This is a genomic window from Methylobacterium tardum (assembly GCF_023546765.1).
Classification (GTDB): Bacteria; Pseudomonadota; Alphaproteobacteria; order Rhizobiales; family Beijerinckiaceae; genus Methylobacterium; species Methylobacterium tardum.
Map to the genome: position 1 here is coordinate 6,569,058 of NZ_CP097484.1, position 20,779 is coordinate 6,589,836.

The 20,779-nt window shown below is 70.2% G+C and carries 20 protein-coding genes and 2 pseudogenes; 17 read left to right on the plus strand and 5 right to left on the minus strand.

What is annotated here, in order from left to right:
- Positions 1 to 106: 106 nt before the first annotated feature.
- On the plus strand, positions 107 to 382 hold the full coding sequence (infA, locus tag M6G65_RS31495) for a translation initiation factor IF-1 (RefSeq protein ID WP_012320343.1): 276 nt from the start codon (positions 107 to 109) through the stop codon (positions 380 to 382).
- A complete protein-coding gene (locus M6G65_RS31500) occupies positions 379 to 1,347 on the plus strand; it encodes a DMT family transporter (protein ID WP_238194149.1) in 969 nt (322 codons plus the stop codon). Before infA ends, M6G65_RS31500 begins: the two co-directional genes overlap by 4 nt.
- Here M6G65_RS31500 and M6G65_RS31505 read toward each other — a convergent pair.
- Positions 1,317 to 1,619, minus strand: a complete 303-nt coding sequence (locus M6G65_RS31505; RefSeq protein WP_091781038.1) for a hypothetical protein — start codon at positions 1,617 to 1,619, stop codon at positions 1,317 to 1,319. The genes M6G65_RS31500 and M6G65_RS31505 overlap by 31 nt on opposite strands.
- Positions 1,620 to 1,787: 168 nt before the next feature.
- Here M6G65_RS31505 and M6G65_RS31510 point away from each other — a divergent pair, with 168 nt between their 5' ends.
- Together M6G65_RS31510 and M6G65_RS31515 are read left to right on the plus strand one after the other, a co-directional pair.
- Complete coding sequence (locus tag M6G65_RS31510) at positions 1,788 to 2,393, plus strand: sulfite oxidase-like oxidoreductase (RefSeq protein WP_250103319.1); 606 nt, start codon at positions 1,788 to 1,790, stop codon at positions 2,391 to 2,393.
- Positions 2,368 to 3,105, plus strand: a complete 738-nt coding sequence (locus M6G65_RS31515; protein ID WP_238194152.1) for an FAD-binding oxidoreductase — start codon at positions 2,368 to 2,370, stop codon at positions 3,103 to 3,105. The genes M6G65_RS31510 and M6G65_RS31515 overlap by 26 nt, the downstream gene beginning before the upstream one ends.
- A 213-nt stretch (positions 3,106 to 3,318) precedes the next feature.
- On the opposite strand, the gene M6G65_RS31520 is transcribed toward M6G65_RS31515, so the two are convergent.
- Positions 3,319 to 4,416: a calcium:cation antiporter gene (locus M6G65_RS31520; protein WP_238194153.1), complete on the minus strand. Its 1,098-nt coding sequence runs from the start codon at positions 4,414 to 4,416 to the stop codon at positions 3,319 to 3,321.
- A 260-nt stretch (positions 4,417 to 4,676) separates the two neighbouring features.
- Between M6G65_RS31520 and M6G65_RS31525 the strand changes: the two are divergent.
- Positions 4,677 to 6,430 (plus strand): annotated as a pseudogene (locus M6G65_RS31525) (DEAD/DEAH box helicase).
- Positions 6,431 to 6,600: 170 nt separating this feature from the next.
- Here M6G65_RS31525 and M6G65_RS31530 read toward each other — a convergent pair.
- Positions 6,601 to 6,855 carry a hypothetical protein gene (locus M6G65_RS31530; protein ID WP_250103320.1) on the minus strand — a complete coding sequence of 85 codons (255 nt, stop codon included), beginning with the start codon at positions 6,853 to 6,855 and terminating at the stop codon, positions 6,601 to 6,603.
- Positions 6,856 to 6,946: 91 nt separating this feature from the next.
- On the opposite strand from M6G65_RS31530, the gene M6G65_RS31535 reads away from it, so the two are divergent.
- From M6G65_RS31535 to M6G65_RS31575, 9 genes are all read left to right on the plus strand, one after another.
- The gene (locus tag M6G65_RS31535; RefSeq protein WP_250103321.1) at positions 6,947 to 7,114 is read left to right on the plus strand and encodes a hypothetical protein; all 168 of its coding nucleotides are present in this window, start codon (positions 6,947 to 6,949) and stop codon (positions 7,112 to 7,114) included.
- A gap of 608 nt (positions 7,115 to 7,722) precedes the next feature.
- Positions 7,723 to 9,198, plus strand: a complete 1,476-nt coding sequence (locus M6G65_RS31540) for an ATP-binding protein (RefSeq protein ID WP_250103322.1) — start codon at positions 7,723 to 7,725, stop codon at positions 9,196 to 9,198.
- On the plus strand, positions 9,195 to 9,869 hold the full coding sequence (locus M6G65_RS31545) for a response regulator (protein ID WP_192706655.1): 675 nt from the start codon (positions 9,195 to 9,197) through the stop codon (positions 9,867 to 9,869). The genes M6G65_RS31540 and M6G65_RS31545 overlap by 4 nt, the downstream gene beginning before the upstream one ends.
- Before the next feature lie 4 nt (positions 9,870 to 9,873).
- Entirely contained in the window at positions 9,874 to 10,569 is a 696-nt protein-coding gene (locus tag M6G65_RS31550; protein WP_373323642.1) for a TenA family protein, read from the plus strand.
- Between the two features lie 52 nt (positions 10,570 to 10,621).
- Positions 10,622 to 11,407 (plus strand): DJ-1/PfpI family protein, encoded by a 786-nt coding sequence (locus tag M6G65_RS31555; protein WP_238194157.1) that lies wholly within the window; start codon positions 10,622 to 10,624, stop codon positions 11,405 to 11,407.
- 78 nt (positions 11,408 to 11,485) lie between these two features.
- A complete protein-coding gene (locus tag M6G65_RS31560; protein WP_250103323.1) occupies positions 11,486 to 11,947 on the plus strand; it encodes a tellurite resistance TerB family protein in 462 nt (153 codons plus the stop codon).
- Positions 11,948 to 11,963: 16 nt separating this feature from the next.
- Complete coding sequence (locus tag M6G65_RS31565; protein ID WP_238194160.1) at positions 11,964 to 12,368, plus strand: CidA/LrgA family protein; 405 nt, start codon at positions 11,964 to 11,966, stop codon at positions 12,366 to 12,368.
- A 3-nt stretch (positions 12,369 to 12,371) separates the two neighbouring features.
- The gene (locus tag M6G65_RS31570; RefSeq protein ID WP_238194161.1) at positions 12,372 to 13,088 is read left to right on the plus strand and encodes an LrgB family protein; all 717 of its coding nucleotides are present in this window, start codon (positions 12,372 to 12,374) and stop codon (positions 13,086 to 13,088) included.
- Between the two features lie 326 nt (positions 13,089 to 13,414).
- Positions 13,415 to 13,822 carry a Ros/MucR family transcriptional regulator gene (locus M6G65_RS31575; RefSeq protein WP_238194163.1) on the plus strand — a complete coding sequence of 136 codons (408 nt, stop codon included), beginning with the start codon at positions 13,415 to 13,417 and terminating at the stop codon, positions 13,820 to 13,822.
- Between the two features lie 41 nt (positions 13,823 to 13,863).
- Here M6G65_RS31575 and M6G65_RS31580 read toward each other — a convergent pair whose 3' ends face one another.
- Positions 13,864 to 16,530, minus strand: a complete 2,667-nt coding sequence (locus M6G65_RS31580; RefSeq protein WP_250103324.1) for an MGH1-like glycoside hydrolase domain-containing protein — start codon at positions 16,528 to 16,530, stop codon at positions 13,864 to 13,866.
- Between the two features lie 100 nt (positions 16,531 to 16,630).
- Complete coding sequence (locus tag M6G65_RS31585) at positions 16,631 to 17,296, minus strand: HAD-IA family hydrolase (RefSeq protein ID WP_238194167.1); 666 nt, start codon at positions 17,294 to 17,296, stop codon at positions 16,631 to 16,633.
- A 206-nt stretch (positions 17,297 to 17,502) separates the two neighbouring features.
- Between M6G65_RS31585 and trpA the strand changes: the two are divergent.
- The 3 genes and pseudogenes from trpA (at position 17,503) to M6G65_RS31600 (ending at position 20,654) form a co-directional block, all read left to right on the plus strand.
- A pseudogene (trpA, locus tag M6G65_RS31590) lies at positions 17,503 to 18,343 on the plus strand (tryptophan synthase subunit alpha).
- A gap of 78 nt (positions 18,344 to 18,421) precedes the next feature.
- A complete protein-coding gene (gene accD / locus M6G65_RS31595; protein WP_238194173.1) occupies positions 18,422 to 19,318 on the plus strand; it encodes an acetyl-CoA carboxylase, carboxyltransferase subunit beta in 897 nt (298 codons plus the stop codon).
- Between the two features lie 10 nt (positions 19,319 to 19,328).
- On the plus strand, positions 19,329 to 20,654 hold the full coding sequence (locus M6G65_RS31600) for a bifunctional folylpolyglutamate synthase/dihydrofolate synthase (RefSeq protein WP_238194175.1): 1,326 nt from the start codon (positions 19,329 to 19,331) through the stop codon (positions 20,652 to 20,654).
- Positions 20,655 to 20,779 lie beyond the last annotated feature (125 nt).

The following is a 20,779-nucleotide window of genomic DNA, read 5'->3' on the forward strand; positions in this document are numbered from 1 at the left end:
GTCCACCGGATCGGATCCGCGCCCTGCGGCGTTTCCCGAGCTCGATGACAGCCGAAAACGCATTGCCGGAACGCCTGCTGCCGGACGGTCCGACTGGAGAAGGTGCATGGCGAAAGAAGAATTGATGCAGTTCGACGGTCTCGTGATCGAGATCCTGCCGGATGCGCGCTACCGCGTGCAGCTCGACCAGGGCCACGAGATCGTGGCCTACACGGCCGGCAAGATGAAGAAGAACCGCATCAAGACGCTGGCCGGCGACCGCGTGACCGTCGAGATGTCGCCCTACGACCTTGAGAAGGGACGCCTCGTGTTCCGCCACAAGGACGAGCGTTCCTCCGGCCCGCGTCCCCCTGTCCGCGGCGGTCAGTTCCGCCGCCGTTGACGACCGAGCGCGCGGCCCGGGCTCCGTCGGCCGCGCCCGCTTATCTTCTGCTCACAGCCACGGCCCTGCTCTGGGCCGGCAACGCGGTCACCAGCCGCTGGGCGCCGGGCCACGTCTCCCCTCAAGTGATCACGACCCTGCGCTGGGCGGTGGCCTGTGCGGTGCTGACGCCGTTCGCCGCCCGACGGCTCGCGGCCGAGTGGCCGCTCCTGCGCCCGCACTGGCTGCGCATCCTGCTGATGGGCGGGCTGGGCTACACGGCCTTCAACTGCCTGTTCTACGCGGCCGGCGTGCATACCGGCGCGATCAACCTCGCGCTCTTCCAGGGAGCGATCCCGGTTCTGGTGATCGTCCTGAACCGCCTGGCCTATCGCGTACCGGTCACGGCCGGCCAGGTTGCCGGCGTGGTCCTGACGCTCATCGGCGCCGGCCTCGCCGCGACCCACGGCGACTGGTCGGTGATCACGCACCTGGCCTTCAACCGCGGCGACGTGCTCGTCTTCGGGGCCTGCCTGCTCTACGCGGGCTACACGATCTTCCTGCCGACCCGGCCGAAGGTCTCAGCGCTGGCCTTCTTCGCCGCCATGGCGGTGGCCGCCTTCGTGACGTCTCTGCCGCCGCTGGCGGTCGAGTGGGCGACCGGGCACGCCGTCTGGCCCAGCCGCGAGGGCTGGGCCATGGTGGCGTTCGTCGGCCTAGGGCCGTCGCTGCTGGCGCAGCTCTTCTTCATGCGCGGCGTCGAGATGATCGGTCCGAACCGCGCCGGCCTGTTCGTGAACCTCGTGCCGATCTTCGGCGCGATCCTCGCCGTCCTGCTGGTCGGCGAGCCGTTCGGGGCGACGCAAGCCGCCGCCCTCGCGCTCGTCCTCGGCGGAATCGCCTGTGCCGAGCGCCTGAAGCCGGCGCTCGCCGTCGAGCCCGTTCCGGAGGCCGCTTACTCGCAGACGCGAACGCGGCGGATATAGACGTCGCCGTAGGGATCGACGGTGCGGCGGCGCTCGAAGTGGCAGACCGGGCCGTAATCCTCCTCGACGTAGACCGGCGGCGGGGCGCGGTAGACCGGGCGGCCCGGGTAGTAGCCGTTGTTGGCGGACGCGATGGCGCCGCCGACCGCCAGACCACCGAGCACGCCGAGCGCGGCCGCGCCGCCGGCACCGATCCCGTCGCGGGCCTGGGCGGCCGGCGCGAGGGTGGCGAGACTCCCGACGACAAGGCTCGTCGCGAGAAGGTACTTCATGACTTCCCCCTGAAAGCAGGCGATTCGTGCCGAACGTCGGCACAGTCCCGCTAGCACACTCGAGCTTTGGGGCGTTTGTTCGGCCGCACATGACGGGACTTGGCGGCTTGACGTGAGGTGTGCCGTCGCACCAAACCCGGGGCGACAGCGAGGGGTGCGGAGGCCGGTATGGTGACACGGGGCTTCGTCGGGCGCAGGCAGCCGCCCGAGACCGGGGCACGCCTGCCGCCGGGCCAGTATCTCACCGAGGATTTCCCGATCCTGCAGATCGGTCCCAACCCGGTGGTGGACCTCGCCACGTGGCGATTCACGCTCCGCGAGGGATCCCGGCCGATCAAGTCCTGGAGCTGGGACGCGTTCGAGGCGCTGCCGCGGACCAGGTGGCACGGCGACATCCACTGCGTCACCAAGTGGTCGAAATTCGATACGGATTGGGAGGGGGTCAGCTTCGGCGACCTTCTGGCGGATGCCGGGATCGCGGCACCGACGGGGTTCCTGCTGGCGGAATCCTATGACGATTACACCACGAACATTCCGGTGGCGGATCTCGTGGGCGGTCGCGCCCTCGTGGCCACCCGTTACGCCGGTGAGCCGATTCATCCGGATCACGGCGGTCCGGCGCGGCTGTTCGTGCCGCATCTCTATTTCTGGAAAAGCGCCAAATGGGTGAAGGGGCTGCGCTTCACCACCGTCGACACCGCCGGCTTCTGGGAGCTGCGCGGCTACCACATGTACGGGGATCCCTGGCGTGAGCAGCGCTACATCGGTGACTGAGCCCGTCGTCTTCCGCTGGCATCAGGCCGAGATCACCGCGATCGCGCCCGTCACGCCCCATGTGAAGAGCGTCCGGCTGCGCTGCGGCTTGGCCGAGCAGTACCGGGCCGGGCAGCACGTCGATGTCCGCCTCACTGCCGAGGACGGCTACCAGGCCCAGCGCAGCTACTCGATCGCCTCGGCGCCGGACGGCAGCGGCACCCTCGAGCTGATGATCGAGGGCCTGCCGGACGGCGAGGTTTCTGGCTGGTTCTCGGATTGCGCCGAAGTCGGCGACCGGGTGGAGCTGCGCGGGCCGATCGGCGGCTCGTTCTCGTGGGACGGGCCCGACGGCGGCCCGCTGCTCCTGGCGGCCGGCGGCTCCGGTGTGGTGCCATTGCTCGCAATGCTGCGGCGGCGGGCGCAGGGCTGGCGGGAGATCCCGGCGGCGCTGATCTACTCGACCCGCACCCGCGCGGAGGCGATCGCGGTCGCCGAGCTGGAACGGCTCGCCGCGACGGATCCCGGCGTCTCCCTGCATCTCGCGATTACCCGCGAAGCCGGTGGCAGGCGGATCGACGCTGCCCTGGTGGCCGCCGCGCTGGCGCGGACCGGGCCGCCGGGGAAGGTGTTCATCTGCGGCTCCAACCGGTTCGTCGCCGCGGCGTCGGACCTGATCGTGGCGGCGGGCGTCGCCCCGGGCCTGATCCGCACGGAGCGCTTCGGCGCCTGAGTGATGGAATCCGGGCTGTCGCGGCCTGACGCGTAATATCCTGCGTTTCGGCGCTCTCGGCAGGATAATGAGCGCCGTCATTCTCAGGCCCCGCAGGCACACCCGGAATTCAGAGCCCGTGAGAGTCCAAGCCAGGGCGCGTCGGCGGGTCTGGATCCCGGGCTCCGCTGCGCGGCCCCGGGATGACAGCGTTGAATGGGTAACCCGCGCGGATCACGGGCTGAAGATCAGCACGAGGTAGACGAAGAACAGCACGAGGTGCACCGCGCCTTCGAGCACGGTCGTTCGCGAGCCCGAGAAGGTCTGAGCGCTGAGGATCAGCGTCACGGCGAGCAGGGTCATCTCGGTGGGCTTGAGGCCGAGCACCACCGTCTGTCCGGTGAGCAGGCCGATGGTCAGGATCGCCGGCACGGTGAGGCCGACCGTCGAGGTGGCGGCGCCGAGGCACAGGTTGATCGCCCGCTGCAGCTCGTTGCGGGCCACCGCCTTGAGCGCCGAGATGCCCTCTGGCGTGAACACGATGGCGGCGATCAGCACGCCGCCCAGCGCCGAGGGAGCGCCGAGCGCCGCGATGCCGTGGTCGAGGATGACCGCGAGGCTCTTGGCCAGGATGACGATCGGCAGGACGTTGGCGAGCAGCAGGCCGACATGCTTGGCGACACTGCCGCCCGACACGGAGGAGGCCTCACCGGGATGCGCGTCCGCATCCCGGGCCTCGGCATCGATGAAGAACTCGCTGTGCCGGCCGGTCTGGATCAGCAGGAACACGCCGTAGAGGGCCAGCGTGAACACCGAGAACGTCACCGCCTGTAAGGTCGTCAGCGTCCCGTCGCTGGTGGAGCTGGTGAAGTTCGGGATGATCAGCGCGATGGTGGTGAGCGGGATGATCACCGCCATGAAGGCCGAGGCCCCCTGGAGGTTGTAGCGCTGCTGGTGGTGGCGCAGGCCGCCGACCAGAAGGCCGAGCCCGACCACGCCGTTCAGCACGATCATCAGCACGGCGAACATCGTGTCGCGGCCGAGCGTCGGCGCGTCCTTGGCCGAGAGCATCACGGCGGAGATCAGCGACACCTCGATGATGACGATGGCGAGGGTGAGCACCAGGGTGCCCAGCGGCTCTCCCAGCCGGTGAGCCAGTTCCTCGGCCTCATGCACCACGCCGAACGCAGACCACACGATCACCGCCAGCAGCCACGCGAACAATCCGCCTGCGAAGAGCGGCTGCGACAGGTCGCCGAGCCAGTCCTTGCCGAACCACGCGAAGGCGAGAACCGTCGCCCAGGCTACCGCCACCCGCAGGGCTGCCGTCATGTCCGTGATGCTCTCCGTGCCGACCGCGGCCAAGCGGCGGTGTGCGATACTTGACCGTCTCTTAGGCCATCTGATCGTGGATGACAGGGCCGGAGCGCCCTCGGCTGACCGCGTGCAACCGCCCCATGCTGCGGCGGGAGTGGTCAGTTGGCCCGGGAGGCGTTACCTTCCCACCACCCGAATAGAGTCCGGTGCCTGATTCCTCCGCCGCGCGATGGCGCGCTGCCGGGTGCGGCGCGGCCGTTGAGAGTTCCCCGAGCTTGCCTTTTCCGACCCTGCCCGCCCCCTCGCGCGGGCCCTTGCCGATCGTGGCTACGCCGATCCCACCCCGGTTCAGGCCGCGGTGCTGGAGGCGGCTGCCGGCTCCCGCGATCTCCTCGTCTCTGCGCAGACCGGCTCCGGCAAGACCGTGGCGTACGGTCTGGCCATGGCGAGCCTGCTGATCGGCGACGGCGACATGCTCCCGCCGCCGGCGGCGCCGCTCGCCCTGGTGATCGCTCCGACCCGGGAACTCGCGCTCCAGGTGCAGCGCGAGCTGTTCTGGCTCTACGGCCCGGCCGGCGGCCGGATCACCGCCTGCGTGGGCGGCATGGACCCGCGCCGGGAAAGCCGGATGCTCGCCGAGGGCACGCATATCGTCGTCGGGACGCCCGGCCGCCTGCGCGACCACCTGGAACGGCGCAATCTCGATCCCACGGCGCTGCGGGCCGTCGTCCTCGGCGAGGCCGACGAGATGCTCGATCTGGGCTTCCGCGAGGATATCGAGTTCATCCTCTCGGCGACGCCGCCGGAGCGGGCGACCTACCTGTTCTCCGCGACCCTGCCGAAGGGCATCGAGGCGCTGGCCGAACGCTATCAGCGCGACGCGCTCCGGCTCGCGATCAAGAGCGAGACCCGGGGACACGCCGACATCGCCTACCGGGCGGTTCGGATCATGCCGCGCGAGACCGAGCACGTGGTGCTCAACCTCCTGCGCGAGGCGGACGCCAAGACGGCGATCGTCTTCTGCAACACTCGTAACGCCGTCCGCCATCTGCAGGCGAGCCTGACCGAGCGCGGTTTCTCGGTGGTGGCGCTCTCGGGCGAGCTCGGCCAGGGCGAGCGCAACGCCGCGCTCCAGGCCCTGCGCGACGGCCGCGCGCGGGTCTGCGTCGCCACCGACGTGGCCGCCCGCGGCATCGACCTGCCGTCCTTGAGCCTCGTGATCCACGCGGATCTGCCGCACGATGCCGAAGTGCTGCAGCACCGCAGCGGCCGCACCGGCCGCGCCGGCCGCAAGGGCACCTCCGTGCTCCTGATCCCGAACTCGCGCCGGCGGCGGGCCGAGCAGATGTTCGCCATCGCCAAGGTGAGCCCCGAATGGTCGGGGCCGCCCTCGGCCGACGAGATCCGCCGTCTGGACGGCGAGCGCATGCTCTCCGACCCGCTCTTCGCCGAGCCGCCGGCCGAGGAGGATGTGGCGCTTGCCGAGACGCTCCTGGCCAGCAAGAGCCCGGACGAACTCGCGGCGCTCCTCGCCCGCGTCTACCGCACCCGCCTGCCGGCGCCCGAGGAGGTCAGCGATCCGGGTGAGGGCCGCGCGCCGCGGGGCGAGCGGCCGCCCTATGACCCGATGGATCCGGAGCGGATCGCCGCCATGGGGCCGGCCGTCTGGTTCCGGCTCAATCTCGGCCGCCGCGACAACGCCGACCCGCGCCGCCTGCTGCCGATGCTGACCCGCCGGGGCGGCATCGGCCGTCAGGAGATCGGCGCGATCCGGATCTTCGAACGCGAGACCAAGTTCGAGGTGCGCGGCAATGCGGCGGCGCGCTTTGCCGAATCCTTCGCCCGCAACGGATCGCCGGAAATCCAGGTCGAGGCGCTCGTAGGGGATGCGCCTCCCGGCGAGCGCAGCGGACGGCCCAGCGGCCCGAAGGGTTTCGCGAGCCCGCGAGCCGGGAAGCATCAGCGCAAGGTCGAGCGGACTGGTGCGAAGCCGGACCACAAGCCGGGCCGCCATTCGGGTCGGGGCTGAGAATCGGCGCCGAGCGGTCCTGCCGCGTCGCCGCCCTGCGGCGCGGCGCTCGCGAACGGTGCAGCCGCAGGCGGTCCGGATGACTGATTGAGCAGTCCTCAAGGATCGTTCATGGCGCAGCGGGGGCGGGAGCCCGCCTCAGCCTGTCTTCACTGAGTGCCGCAGGCCGCTCAGAAGACGTTTTTCACCGCGTCGCCGAGCGCGTCGACGCTCTCCTTGAGCTTGCGTCCCGCCGGCGCGAGGGACGGCAGCTTGATGCCGAGAACCTCGGTCTCCTCCGGTTCCGAAGCCTCGGCCTGTGCCACGGCGGTGGATGCCGGCGCCTTCGCCTTGGCGGCAACCTTGGGCGGAGCAGGCGGCTTCTGGGCTGCCACCGGCTTGCGCCCCGGCTTCTCGCTCTTCTCGGCCGCGGGCGGCGCGGCCATGGGCGCGGATGCGGCGGCCGGCTTCTGAACAGGCGTCGCGGCGGGCTCGACCACTTCGCGCGCTTTGATGGCCTCCGAGGCACGGGGAGCGATGAGCGCCGCCGTCCGGCTCGGCGGCAGCGTCGCAGCTTGGCGCCCGGCGGCGATCGGCGCGATCGGGGTCGGGACCGGGATGCGGCGGGCCGGCGGTTCCGCGGCGGCGGCAACCTTGCCGGCGGCGGCGCGGCTGGATTTCCGGTCGGCGCGACGGCCGGCGTGAACGCCTCGGGCAGAGCGGCCATCCGCAGGGCGGGCGATACAGGCTCGGCCGCCGGCACCGGCGCCGAAGCCACCTTGCCGGACCCCGCGAGGGCGGGGAGGCCGTCCTTCAGGTCGGGCCAGTCGGCCGCTTTCCCGGAGACCTTGAACGTCGCGGGCGCCGGTGCGGCGAGGCCGGCCATCACGGTCGAGGCGGCGACGCCGAAGCCGCAGAGGGCCCCAGCCCCGGCGAGGCTGAAGAGGATGACGCGCAGGTTGACGCCACGCTTCGGACGCGGCTCCGGATCCCGAGTCTCTCGGGTCTCAGAAGGATCCAGGGCGAGATCGATCATGGTCCGGGGTCTCTGACACGATGCACAATGCGCGCGACCGGGCTCCCCCGCGACCGGCCAGCGTCTTCCGATAGTACGGAAGAGGTTCGTCGCTGCATCCGACAGTGAAAGCGCAATACGGCGCAAAGATGTCGGTTCGAATTGGCAGGCAGCCCAGTCGTGGCTCGGCTATCCACAAGATATACGCGTGCCGCTTAAGAATCCGTCATCGCCGGGATCCCGCCGGTTCCGACGCTGCGCATCCTCCGCCGAGGTCCGCTCCACGGGACGGCTCGGCATGGACTTCGGCGACGCGGCCGCTATGCGTCACGGAGTGGATACAGGACCGAAACACCTGACGCTGGACGACGCGCCCGCGCCCTTCAAGCACCGTACCGGGCGGTGGCCCTGGGCGGGCTGGTCCACGCGCGCGCGGCTCGTCGCCGTCGTGCTGTTGATCGACGCGCTGGCGGCCCTGATCTCCTGCGGCGTGATCGTGCTCAACGCCCGCACGGCCGTGCGGGTCGAGACCCGCGCGTCGCTGGCGACCGTCGAGTCCCTGGTCGCGGACACGATCCGCCTCTCGGACACCAGCAACCCCGACACGCTGCTTCAGACCCTGGACCTCCGCTTCAAGGTGCTCCGTCACGTCCGCGTCGCCGTGCGCGACGCCGACGGGGACCAGATCGGGCAGCCGGCCTTGCCCCACCGGTCCGAGCGCGAGGCGCCGCGCTGGTTCGCCGACCTGATCATGCCGCCGATCGAGCGGCACACCCTGCCCATCGCGGTGAACGGCCAGCAGCTCGGCACCGCGCAGATCACCACGCAGCCGCTCGACGAGATCGGCGAGATCTGGGGCTACGCCCGGGCGCTGTCGCTGACCACCCTGGCGATCAACGCCGCAATGCTGATCGCGCTCTACATCGCCCTCGGCCGCATCCTGGCGCCGCTGCGGCGGCTCGGCGTCGGTCTGACGCAGTTGGAGCACCACGATTACACGGCGCGGCTGGAGCCCCCCGGAGCCCGCGAGCTGGCGGTGATCGCCGACCGCTTCAACAAGGTGGCGGCGGCACTGGGTGAGGTCCGCGCCGCCAACGGTCGGCTCAATCGCCAGCTGTTGACCGCGCAGGATGACGAGCGGCGCCGCACCGCCCTCGAATTGCACGATGAGTTCGGCCCGTGCCTGTTCGCCCTCGAAGCCAATGCCGCCTCGATCGCCCGGATCGCATCCGGTCCCGCCGAGCCCAGCCGCGAGAAGCTTGCGGCCCGGGCCGACGAGATCAGTACCATCGTGGGTCAGGTCCAGACGGTGAACCGGGAACTCCTGAACCGCCTGCGGCCGCACGGGCTCGGCCAGGCGCCCCTGGCCACCTGCCTCGACCTGCTCCTGCGCGGGTTCGCCCAGCGTCATCCCGCCATCGCCTTCGTCGGCCGGTTCGACGGGCTGGCGCGCGGCTACGGCGACCTCGTGGACCTCACCGTGTTCCGCTGCGTGCAGGAGAGTGCCACCAACGCCGTCCGCCACGGGGGCGCGACGCGGGTGGAGGCCGAGGCCGGCGAGGTGGACGGGCGGGTGCAGGCCACGATCCGCGACAACGGCACCGGAATCCCGGCTGAACACGGGACCGGCCTCGGTCTTTCGGGGATGCGGGAGCGCGTCGAGGCCCTTGGCGGCAGCTTCGCCCTTGACAAAGGCGGCCCCGGAGCAATCGTCCGGATCACGATCCCCGTTCCGCCGGAGCAGGGCGACGAGAACAACGCGCCGAGCGCATGAACGCCATCGCTTCCCAGATCGACGTCGCAGCAACCCGTCTGCCGGTCCTGGTGATCGACGACCACCCGATCGTGCTGCAGGGCTGTCGACGCGTGCTGGAAGATGCCGGCGTCGAGACCATCGCGGAAGCGACCACGGTGGTCGGCGGCTACCGCATCTTCCACCGGCTGCGGCCGCCGGTGGTGATCTGCGATCTGACCTTCCAGGGCAGCGGCATGGCCGGCCTCGGCCTGATCCGCAGGATCCGCGCGGTGGCGCCGGAGACGCGCATCCTCGTCTTCAGCATGCACAACGACCCGGTCATCGTCGCGCGCGCCCTGGAGGCTGGAGCCCTCGGCTACGTCCTGAAGGACCATGCTTCGGCCGAGCTGTTCGAGGCCTTCGGCAAGGTGCGGATCGGCGAAGTCTATCTGGACCGCCGACTCGCCACCGAGGTGGCGATGCTGCGCGCCGACGCCCGCCGCACCCCGGAATCGCAGCTCACGCCCCGCGAGCAGCAGATCCTGGCCCGTCTCGCCCAGGGGCGCTCCTACGGCGCCATCGCGGCCGACCTGTCGGTCAGCTACAAGACCGTCACCAACGCCTGCTCGCAGATGCGCCAGAAGCTCGGCGTGCGCACCCTCGCGGAACTGATCCACGTCGCCGTCACCCACGCGCAGCGGCAGGGTTAGAGGAATGGCCCTCGCGATGACGGGTGACGGTGGCCCGGGCTCCTTCTCCGGCGAGGCCTGGACGCGAAACGCCGCCGCCTGCGACATCATCGGGGCGATGCCGTTCAATGCCGAGCTCGCCGCCGGCACGCTGCCGCGGGAGACCTTCCAGCACTACATCGTCCAGGATGCCCATTACCTGATCGGCTTCGGCCGGGCGCTCAGTCTCGCCGCCGCGAAGGCGCCGGAACCGGACGGGATCGTGCAGTTCTCCCGGGCCGCGCAGGACGCGATCGTGGTGGAGCGCGCGCTCCACGGCGGCTTCTTCCGTGATTACGGAATCGGCCCCGAGAGCTTCGCGGCGACGCCGCTGACGCCGGCCTGCGACCACTACGTGTCCTACCTGCTGGCGACGGCCTACGCGGAGCCCTTCGAGGTCGTCTGCGCCGCCCTGCTGCCCTGCTTCTGGATCTACAAGGCCGTGGGCGACGACATCTTCGCCCGCGCCGCGGCCGGGAATCCGTATCGGGCCTGGATCGACACCTATGCGGGCGAGGAATTCGCCGAAGCGGTGGCCGGGATGATCGCGGCGACCGATCGGGCGGCGCTGACGGCTTCGGCGGGCACGCGCGAGCGGATGCACCGGGCCTTCACGCAGGCGACCCGGCTCGAATGGATGTTCTGGGACAGTGCCTACCGCGACGCCGGATGGCCGGTCTGAAGCGCCGGCAACGAGCGTGAGAGCGCCGTCGGGCCCGAGTCGACGCGACCTGATGGCCGCCGCAGCGGCGGCGGCGGCCGCTTGGCCGGCGCTCGCCGCAGGATCCGACACGCCCGGACTGATCCCGCCGGATCGATCGGTCCGGATCGCCATGCTGCTGTTCCCGGGCATGACCGCCCTCGACCTCGTGGGGCCGCAGACGCTGCTCGCCGGGATGGCTCAGGACAGCCTCTACCTTGTCGCCGAACAGATCGGTCCGGTCGCGACAGACACCGGGCTCGCTCTCGTGGCGACGCACAGCTTCGAGACGTGTCCGCAGGCGCTCGATGTCCTGTTCGTACCCGGCGGCGACGGTACGCCGGCGCAGATGCGCAATCCGACGCTGCTCGCCTTCCTGCGCGAACGCGCCGCGCGGGCGATGTGGCTGACCGGTGTGTGCACCGGTTCGCTGATCCTCGGCGCCGCCGGGCTGCTGCGGGGTTACCGGGCCACCTCGCACTGGTGCCTGCGCAATGCGGCCCTGCCGCTCCTCGGTGCCGAGCCGGTGGCCGAGCGCGTGGTGTTCGACCGGAACCGCGTCACGGGAGCGGGCGTCTCGGCCGGGCTCGATCTCGGGTTGGCCCTCGCCGCGCGGCTGCGCGGTGCGGAGTACGCCCGAACCGCTCAGCTCGTCGCCGAGTATGCGCCGGAACCGCCGTTCCAGGCCGGCACGCCCGCGCAGGCTGGACCGGCTGCCGTCCGGGCCGCCGACGCGATCCTGGCGCCGCTGGTCGCCGGAGCGACGGAAGCGGCGCGGTGTCCCGAGCGCGGCGTCAGCGATGCAGCTCTGCCACGCTGAGCGGCGACGTGCGGGCGCGTCCTTGACGGAGGCAGCCGCCCGTCCGAACTGTGCCGTACAAGATCCGCCGGAGCCGACATGTCCTTGATCGCACGCCTGCGCGCCTACGCGACCGAGGCCCTCGGCGTCGGCAGCCACGAAACCGTCGACGACACGCATCTGGCCGCCACGGCGCTCCTCGTCCACGTCGCCCGGGTCGACGGGATCCTGGCCCCGTCCGAGAGCGAGCGCCTGTCCCGCCTCGTGCAGGGTCATTACGCGGACGGCCCGGACGCGGCGCGCGCGCTGATCGAGCGGGCCGCCGCCATCGACAACGAGACGCGCGACGTCGCGAGCCTCGTGGAGATGATCCCCCACGAGGCCGACAGGACCGAGCGACAGGAGCTGCTGACCATGGCTTGGTCGGTCGCGGCCGCAGATGGCCATGTCGATGAATTCGAGGAGGCGCTGGTCGAGCGCCTCGGCCGCCTGCTCGGCTTCGGCGACGGCGCCATCGCGGCCGCGCGGCGCACCGGTCAGCACAGCGTCGGAATCGCCTGAAGCTTCGGAGACGGCGATGATCGCGAGCTTGGCGCTGATCCTGCTCGCTCAGCTCATGGGTGAGATCCTCGCCCGCGGCGCCGGGGTGCCGATCCCGGGCCCGGTCATCGGCATGGGGCTGATGTTCGCGTTCCTGCTTGTGCGCGACAATGCCCGGTTCGGCTTGCCCCGCTATCTTCCGAAGCCGCTCACCGACGGAACGCTCGAATCCACGGCGCGCGGCCTGTTGATGAACCTGTCGCTCATGTTCGTCCCGGCGGGCGTCGGTGTCGTCGGCCGCCTGGATCTGCTGCGGGCGCAGGGCCTCAAGCTCGCCATCGTGCTGGTCGTCTCGACCGCGCTGTCGCTCCTGGTCACCGTCCTGGTCTTCCGCGCCGTGGCGGCCTTGGTGGAACGGCGCGGGTCCGATCGGGAGCCCTGACCCATGAGCGGCGACTTCTCCCTCTGGGTCTATCTCGCCAAGACGCCGCTGCTGTGGCTGACGGTGACTTTGACGGCCTACGTCCTGGCGGACCGGATCGCCGCGGCCACCGGCCGGCATCCGATCGCCAATCCGGTGCTCATCACCGTGGCGTTGGTCGGCGGGGTCCTGGCGGTGACCGGCACACCGTATCCCGCCTATTTCGAGGGCGCGCAGTTCGTGCACTTTTTGCTCGGACCCGCCACCGTGGTGCTTGCCATGCCGCTCTACGAGCGGCGGGCCACCGTGATGCGCGCGCTGGTGCCCATGCTCACGGCCCTGGCCGCGGGCTCGGCCACGACCTTGGCCGTCGTGATCGGCCTGGCGCGGTTGCTCGACATCCCGCAGCCGGTTCTCGTGTCGCTCGCGCCGAAATCGGTGACCTCGGGTGTCGCCATGGGCATCGCCGAGGCGCTCGGCGGCGACCCGACGCTGACCGCCATCCTGGTGATCCTCACGGGCATCATCGGCGCGATCCTCGTGACGCCGATGATGAACGTGCTGCGGATCCACGACATGCGGGCCCGGGGCTTCGCGGCCGGGCTCGCGGCGCACGGCATCGGCACGGCGCGCGCCTTCCAGGTCAGCGAGGTGGCCGGCACCTTCGCGGGCATCGCCATGGGGCTCAACGCGTTCGTGACGGCGATCCTGGCGCCGCTGGCGCTGCACCTGCTGTTCTGAGCCTTCAACCAGCTGGTTTGACGTCGGCGCGGGGCTGGCGCTCTGCGCCAGTGTAATCGCAACCTGACGTCCCACGGCTTCGGTCGCGTCGACCGCACCAATCGGAGCTGTGCCCGGCGGCAGTTCCGGAGGCCACGTCGCATCCTCGCCGATACAGCCAGGTCAGCAATTCGAATTTTTCAACTCGAGGTCGTATTTACGGTGCGACAAATGCGCGCCACAGTTGTAGTATGTTTCCTATGGCGCATAATAGCCCACGGCAGAGGTAAAGCCGAAGAGACGGACAAGCGCCAGATCGGCCATAAAGAAAAATTGAGGAGACGACCATGCGCACCGCCTCGCCGAGTGTTGAACTCGCAGCGAAGATCTTGAGCGCGTATGTAACGCGCAACAGCGTGCCCGCGGATCTTCTGCCCGAGCTGCTCTTGCAGGTTCACCGCTCGATCGCGGCGCTGGACCAACCCTCGAAGACGTCGATCGACCGGCCGACCGACGCGCAGATCCGCGCCTCGATCCGCCCTGATTCGCTGATCAGCTTCGAAGACGGGAAGCCCTACAAGGCCTTGCGCCGCCACCTGACCATTCGCGGTCTGACCCCCGAGGCCTACCGGGCGAAATGGGGCCTGCCCGTCGACTATCCGCTGGTCTCGGCCGCCTACAGCGCCCGCCGGTCGAACATCTCGCGTCAGATCGGGATAAGCCAGCGGCTGCGGGTCAGACAGGCGGCGGAGTAGCGCCGCACCGTCCGGCTGCGGACCGGCGAGGCGCGTCACGGTCATTCCGAAGCTGACGCCTCGACGGCCGCCGTCGCGATGTCCTGAATCAGCAAGGCCACGAGCCCGGACCATCCGGTCTGGTGCGCGGCGCCGACGCCGCGTCCGGTGTCACCATCGTAGTATTCGTAGAAGAGGACGTGGTCGCGGAAGTTCGGGTCGTCCTGCTCGATGCGGCTGTCCCCGTAGACCGGCCGCTTCCCGTCGGATCCGCGGGTCGAGAGGCCGATCAGGCGATGGGACAGATGCCGGGCGATCTCGCGCAGCGAGGAGGTCCGGCCCGAACCGGTCGGCGCCTCCACCCGGAAATCCGGTCCGTAATAGTCGTGGAAGCGGTTGAGTCCTGCGATCAGCAGATAGTTCACCGGCATCCAGACCGGGCCGCGCCAATTCGAATTGCCGCCGAACAAGCGTGACCGGGATTCCGCGGGCTCATAGGCGAGGCCGAGGTCGCGGCCGTCCCACGCGAAGCAGAACGGTTGGTCCGCGTAGGCCCGGGATACGGCGCGCAGGCCGTGATCCGACAGGAACTCGCCCGGATCGAGGGCCCGGTGCAGCAGCGCCTTCAGCCGGTGGCCGCGCAGCAGGGAGAGCAGCGCGGTCTGACCCTGGCCGGGCTCGTTCCAGCGCGAGACCAGGGTCGCGAGATCCGGTCGGTTCTTCAGGAAGAACGCCATCCGGGCGCGCAGCGACGGCAGCTTCTCGAGGTCGCACGCGTTGATCGTCGCGACGGCGAAGATCGGGATCAGGCCGACCATGGTCCGCACCCGGATCGGCAGCCGCTGGCCGTCCCGGGTCTCGATCACGTCGTAGAAGAAGCCGTCCGCTTCGTCCCACACGCCCGCGCCGGTGGCGCCCGCGATCAGGAGGAAATGCTCGAAGAACTTCTCCGCCATGTCCTCGAAGGTCGGATCCTGAAGTGCCAGCTCGATGGCGATGCGCATCAGGTTGAGGGCGTAGGTCGCCATCCAGGCCGTCGCGTCGGACTGGGTGAGGGTCGCTCCATCGCCCACCGGCTTCGAGCGGTCGAAGATCCCGATATTGTCGAGCCCGAGGAAACCGCCCTGGAACAGGTTGCGGTCGTCCGCATCCTTGCGGTTCACCCACCAGGTGAAGTTCAGGGTGAGCTTGTTGAAGATCCGCTTGAGGAAGTCGTGGTCGGGCACGCCGGTGAGCGCGCGGTCCAGCTCGAACACCCGCCAGGCCGCCAGGGCATGAACCGGCGGGTTGGCGTCGCCGAACCCCCACTCGTAGGCCGGCAGCGCCGCGTTCGGATGCGCGTAAGCCTCGTCGACGAGGAGCAGCAGCTGGTTCTTGGCGAAATCGGGGTCGATCAGCGCGAAGACGATCGCCTGGAGGGCGAGGTCCCAGGACGCGAACCAGGGATACTCCCAGGCGTCCGGCATCGAGATGATGTCGTTGGCGCGGAGGTGCGCCCAGTCGCTGTTGCGCCCGTGCCGGCGCTCTGGTGCGGGGGCGGGCTGGGCCGGATCGCCCGCGAGCCACTCGCGCACGTCGTAGTGATAGAGCTGCTTCGACCAGAGCATGCCGGCCAGCGCCTGCCGCTGGACGAGACGCATCTCGGGATCCGCGATCGGCGCCTGGAGCGCCGCGTAGAACGCGTCCGCGTCGTCCTCGCGCGCGGCGAAGACCGCATCGAAATCCGCGAAGGGCTCCCCGGCCACCGTCTCGGCGCGCAGCCGCAGGCGCAGGATCTGCGTCTCCCCGGGCTCGAGATGCAGGTCGTAGCGGGCGGCGCACTTGGTGCCCGACAGCCCGTTGGCCGCGCCGCGGTCGCCGCGGACCACGCGGCGGTCGATCCCGTCCTTGTAGAAGCCCGTGGCCGGGCCGCTGCCGAACAGCCGGTGGGTGTTGGTCTCGTTCTCGGTGAACAGCAGCTCCGCCGTGCCCTGCGCGAAGAACCGCATCGGCGGCATCGCGGCATGACGGGCCCAGACCGAGCCGTCGGACCCAGCCATCAGCTCCGGCTTGGCAACGTCCGGTTTCCAAGACCAGATATTGCGTGCCCAGAGCTGCGGCAGGAGCGTCAGGTCGGCGGCGTCAGGACCGCGGTTCGTCGCGGTGACGCGCATCAGGATGTCGTCGGGTGCGGCCTTGGCGTAGGCGATCTCGACGTCGAAGTAGCGGCCTTCGTCAAACAGACCGGTATCGAGCAGCTCGTATTCCGGGTCGTCGAGGCCCCGCCTCGCATTCTCCGCGACCAGCTGTCCGTAAGGGAAGGCGGCCTGCGGGTACTTGTAGAGCATCCGCATGAACGCGTGGGTCGGGAGGCCGTCGAGGTAGTAGTAGAGCTCCTTCACGTCCTCGCCGTGATTGCCCTCCTGGTTGGTGAGACCGAACAGTCGTTCCTTCAGGATCGGGTCGCGCCCGTTCCAGAGCGCGAGCGACAGGCACCAGTTGAGATGGCGGTCGCCGAAGCCGCCGATCCCGTCCTCGCCCCAGCGATAGGCCCGGGAGCGGGCATGGTCGTGGAGCAGGTAGTCCCAGGCGTCCCCGCCCGCGCTGTAATCCTCGCGGACCGTGCCCCATTGCCGGTCGCTGAGATACGGTCCCCATTGGCGCCAAGCCGGGTCGGTGCGGGCCTCGGCGAGACGACGGCCCTCGGCGGTCTCGAAGAGGTTGCGCGGCACGCCGTTGGGCTTGGTCATCGGCCTGCTGCTCCTGGACCCGATCCTCGTGGGCCCGATAGTGCCGTGCTGTGCCCGCGTGAAGTCAATGCCCTGCGCGAGGGCCGCGAAGCCGATCCGCTCAGGTGCGCGCGATCACGCGGATCCCGTCCGCGGCGGCCTCGACTGAGAGTCCGCGGTAATCCGGGAACGCGGCGTGTCCGGCGCTCACCGGCCTGTGATGGGTGGCGGTGACGACCAGCACGGTCGCGCCGGCGGCCTCGGCCGCCTGGATGCCGGCCGGCGCGTCCTCGAAGACCAGGCATTCCGGTGCCGCGACGCCCAGCCGCTCCGCCGCCATCAGGAAACAGTCCGGCGCGGGCTTGCCGTGACGAACGTCCTCGGCGGCCACCATGAGGGCGGGCAGCGGCATCCCGGCCGCCGCGAGGCGCCGGGTCGCCAGGGCCCGGGGCGCCGAGGTGACGATCGCCCAGCGCTCCGGCGGCAGCGCCTTCAGGAAGGCCCGCGCCCCGGCAATCTCCGTGATGTCGCCGACATCGTCCATCTCGGCCCGCGTGATCGCGGCAGCCTCTGCCTCCGGATCGACACCGGGCAGGTTGAGGCGCCGGATCGTCTCCACCGACTGCACCCCATGGATGGTCGGCAGGAACGACGCCACGTCGAGGCCGTGCGCCTCGGCCCAGCGCGACCAGACCCGCTCCGCCGAGGCGATCGAGCTGATGATCGTGCCGTCCATGTCGAACAGCAGCGCGGAGAAGGGGCGCGTCGGAAGCGGAATCTCGGACATGCGACCTGCTACGCAGCCGCAGCGGCCTCGACAATCGGCCGCCGCGCATGGCCGCGTCGCACACGCCGAAGCGCCCGCGGGCGTGACGGCCGTCGGCACCGAAGCGAAGCTGCAAGGGCCGCCCGCTTCACGGGCCGGCGCCTTTGGTGTAGCGCGGGTGCAACCCCGGGCCGTTCTCGGCTCGCAACCGCGAACACCGCCAGACCATGCCGAGCCGCATCGACGCCACCTTCGCCCGCGCCCGCGCGGAGAACCGGTCCGTCCTCGTCACCTACGTGATGTCGGGCGACCCCGATCCCGAGACCTCCCTGGAGGTCCTGAAGGCGCTCCCCGGTGCCGGCGCCGACATCCTGGAATTCGGCCTGCCGTTCACCGACCCGATGGCGGACGGTCCGGCGATCCAGGCGGCGGGCCTGCGGGCGCTGAAGGCCAAGCAGACCGTTTCCGGCACGCTGGACCTCGTCCGCCGCTTCCGCGCGGAGAACGACGGCACGCCGATCGTGCTGATGGGCTACTACAATCCGATCCACACCTACGGGGTCGACCGGTTCCTGGAGGATGCGGTCGCGGCCGGCGTGGACGGCCTGATCGTGGTCGACCTGCCGCCGGAAGAGGATGCCGAGCTGTGCCTGCCGGCGCTGGCCAAGGGCACTGGCCTTCATCCGGCTGGCCACGCCGACGACCGACGAGCGTCGCCTGCCGGCGGTGCTCGCGAACACCGCGGGCTTCGTCTACTACGTGTCGATCACCGGCGTGACCGGCACGGCGACGCCCGATTTCGGCAAGGTCTCCGAGGCGGTCGCCCGGATCCGCCGCCACACCGACCTGCCCGTGGTGGTCGGCTTCGGCGTGAAGACCGGCGCCCATGCGGCCGCGATTGCCAAGGGGGCCGACGGCGTCGTCGTCGGCTCGGCGCTGGTCGACGCCCTGGTCCGCTCTCTCGACGGCGAGGGCCGGCCGCAGGCCGGGAGCGTGCCGGCCGTCGTGGACCTCGTGCGCGAGCTGGCCGAGGGGGTGCGGTCCGCCGGTGTCGAGCGGGCGGCCTGAGCCGCACTCCTGAACCCTGGCGGTGGGGCGCCCCCATCCTGATATCTGCGCGGGCTTGAAGCGGACGGACGCAACGCAATGGTCGAACCGATGAACTGGATCTCGGAGGTTGTGCGCCCCCGGATCAAGACTCTGTTCAAGCGCGAGACGCCGGAGAACCTCTGGGTCAAGTGTCCGGATACCGGGCAGATGGTCTTCCACAAGGAGGTGGAGGCCAATCACTGGGTCATTCCGGGCTCCGAGCATCACCTCAAGATGGGTGCCCAGGCGCGCCTGAAGATGATGTTCGACGAGGGCACCTGGATCGACGTCGCGCTTCCCGAGGTCGCCCCCGACCCGCTGAAGTTCCGCGACGAGAAGCGCTACGCCGACCGGCTCAAGGAGGCGCGCGCCAAGACCGGACTGCAGGACGCGTTCAAGATCGGCTTCGGCCGAGTCGGTGGCCTGCCGATGGTGCTGGCCGCGCAGGAATTCGGCTTCATGGCGGGGTCCCTCGGCATGGCGGCCGGCGAGGCCTTCGTCCGCGGCGCCGAGACGGCGCTGGAGAAGCGTACCCCTTACGTGCTGTTCGCGGCCTCCGGCGGTGCCCGCATGCAGGAGGGCATCCTGTCGCTGATGCAGATGCCTCGGACGACGGTGGCGGTGCGCCGGCTCAATGCTGCGCGCCTGCCCTACATCGTGGTCCTCACCAACCCGACCACCGGCGGCGTCACCGCCTCCTACGCGATGCTCGGCGACGTGCATCTCGCCGAGCCCGGTGCCCTGATCTGCTTCGCCGGCCCGCGGGTGATCGAGCAGACCATCCGGGAGAAGCTGCCCGACGGCTTCCAGCGGGCGGAATATCTGCGCGAGCACGGCATGGTCGACCAAGTGGTGCATCGCCACCAGCTCAAGGAGACAATCACGCGCCTTTGCGGCTTATTGACCAACGTCGCCCAGGCCGGTGCGCCGGTCACGGCCTCCGAGGCGGCGTAAGTCCCGCGCGATGGCCTCGTCCGACGCCCTGATGGCGCGTTTCCTAGCGCTGCACCCCCGCACCATCGACCTGTCGCTGGGGCGGATCGAGCGGCTGCTCGGGCGGCTCAACCATCCGGAACGGCGCCTGCCGCCGGTGATCCATGTCGCCGGGACCAACGGCAAGGGCTCGACCATCGCGTTCATGCGGTCGATCCTGGAGGCGGGCGGTCTGGCCGCGCATGTCTACACCTCGCCGCATCTCGTGCGCTTCCACGAACGGATCCGGATCGGCGGGATCGGCGGCGGCCATTTCGTGGACGAGGACCGGCTCGCCGACGCCTTCTCGCGCTGCGAGACCGCCAATGACGGCGAGCCGATCACCATGTTCGAGATCACCACGGCCGCGGCGCTGCTGCTGTTCTCGGAGAACCCCGCCGACGTGCTGTTGCTGGAAGTCGGCCTCGGCGGCCGACTCGATGCCACCAACGTGATCGAGCGGCCCGCCTGCGCGGTCGTCACCCCCATCGGCCGCGACCACGCCGAATACCTCGGTGACACCGTCGAGTCGGTGGCGACCGAGAAGGCCGGGATCTTCAAGCGCGGCTGTCCGGCGGTGATCGCCGCCCAGGACTATGCCGAGGCCGACGCCGTGCTCTGCCGGCGGGCCGAGGCCGTGGGCGCCGGACCGATCCTGGTGGGCAACCAGGATTTCTCGGTTCACGAGGAGCGCGGCCGCCTCGTCTACCAGGATGAGACGGACCTGTTCGACCTGCCGCGCCCCCGGCTCGCCGGCCGCCACCAGCTGGTCAATGCCGGCACCGCTATCACGGCTCTGCGCGCGGCCGGTTTCGGCGACATCGGAATCACCGCGCTGGAGAAGGGCCTGACCGAGGTCGATTGGCCGGGCCGGCTGCAACGGCTCGGCCGCGGCCGCCTCGCCGCGCAGCTCGATCCCGGCACCGAGCTGTGGCTCGACGGCGGCCACAACATCGATGGCGGCCGGATCCTGGCCGCTGCGATGGCCGATCTGGGCGAACGCAGCGACGTGCCGCTGGTGCTGATCGTGGGCCTTCTCGGCACGAAGGACGCCGACGGCTTCCTGCGCAACTTCGTCGGTCTCGCGCGCGCGCTCGTCGCTGTGCCGATCACCGGCACGATGGCGGCACGTCCCGCGGACGAGGTGGCGCAGATCGGCGCGAGCGTCGGCCTCTCGACCTACGCGGCGCCGAGCATCGAGGCTGCTCTCGCTCTCGTGAAGGACATCGCCTTCGAGCAGCCGCCGCGGATCCTGATCTGCGGCTCGCTGTACTTGGCCGGCTTAGTCCTCGCGGCCAACGACACGCCGCCGGTCTGAGTGCTCGCAAGTCCGGGGCGGTTCGGAGCTGCCCCGGCAGCTCCAGGGCTTGGCGCTGGACATCTCGCGAACTTTGGTTTCCGAGTTCCAAACGTCGCCGATTCGCCGCAATCAACGCGGCGAAA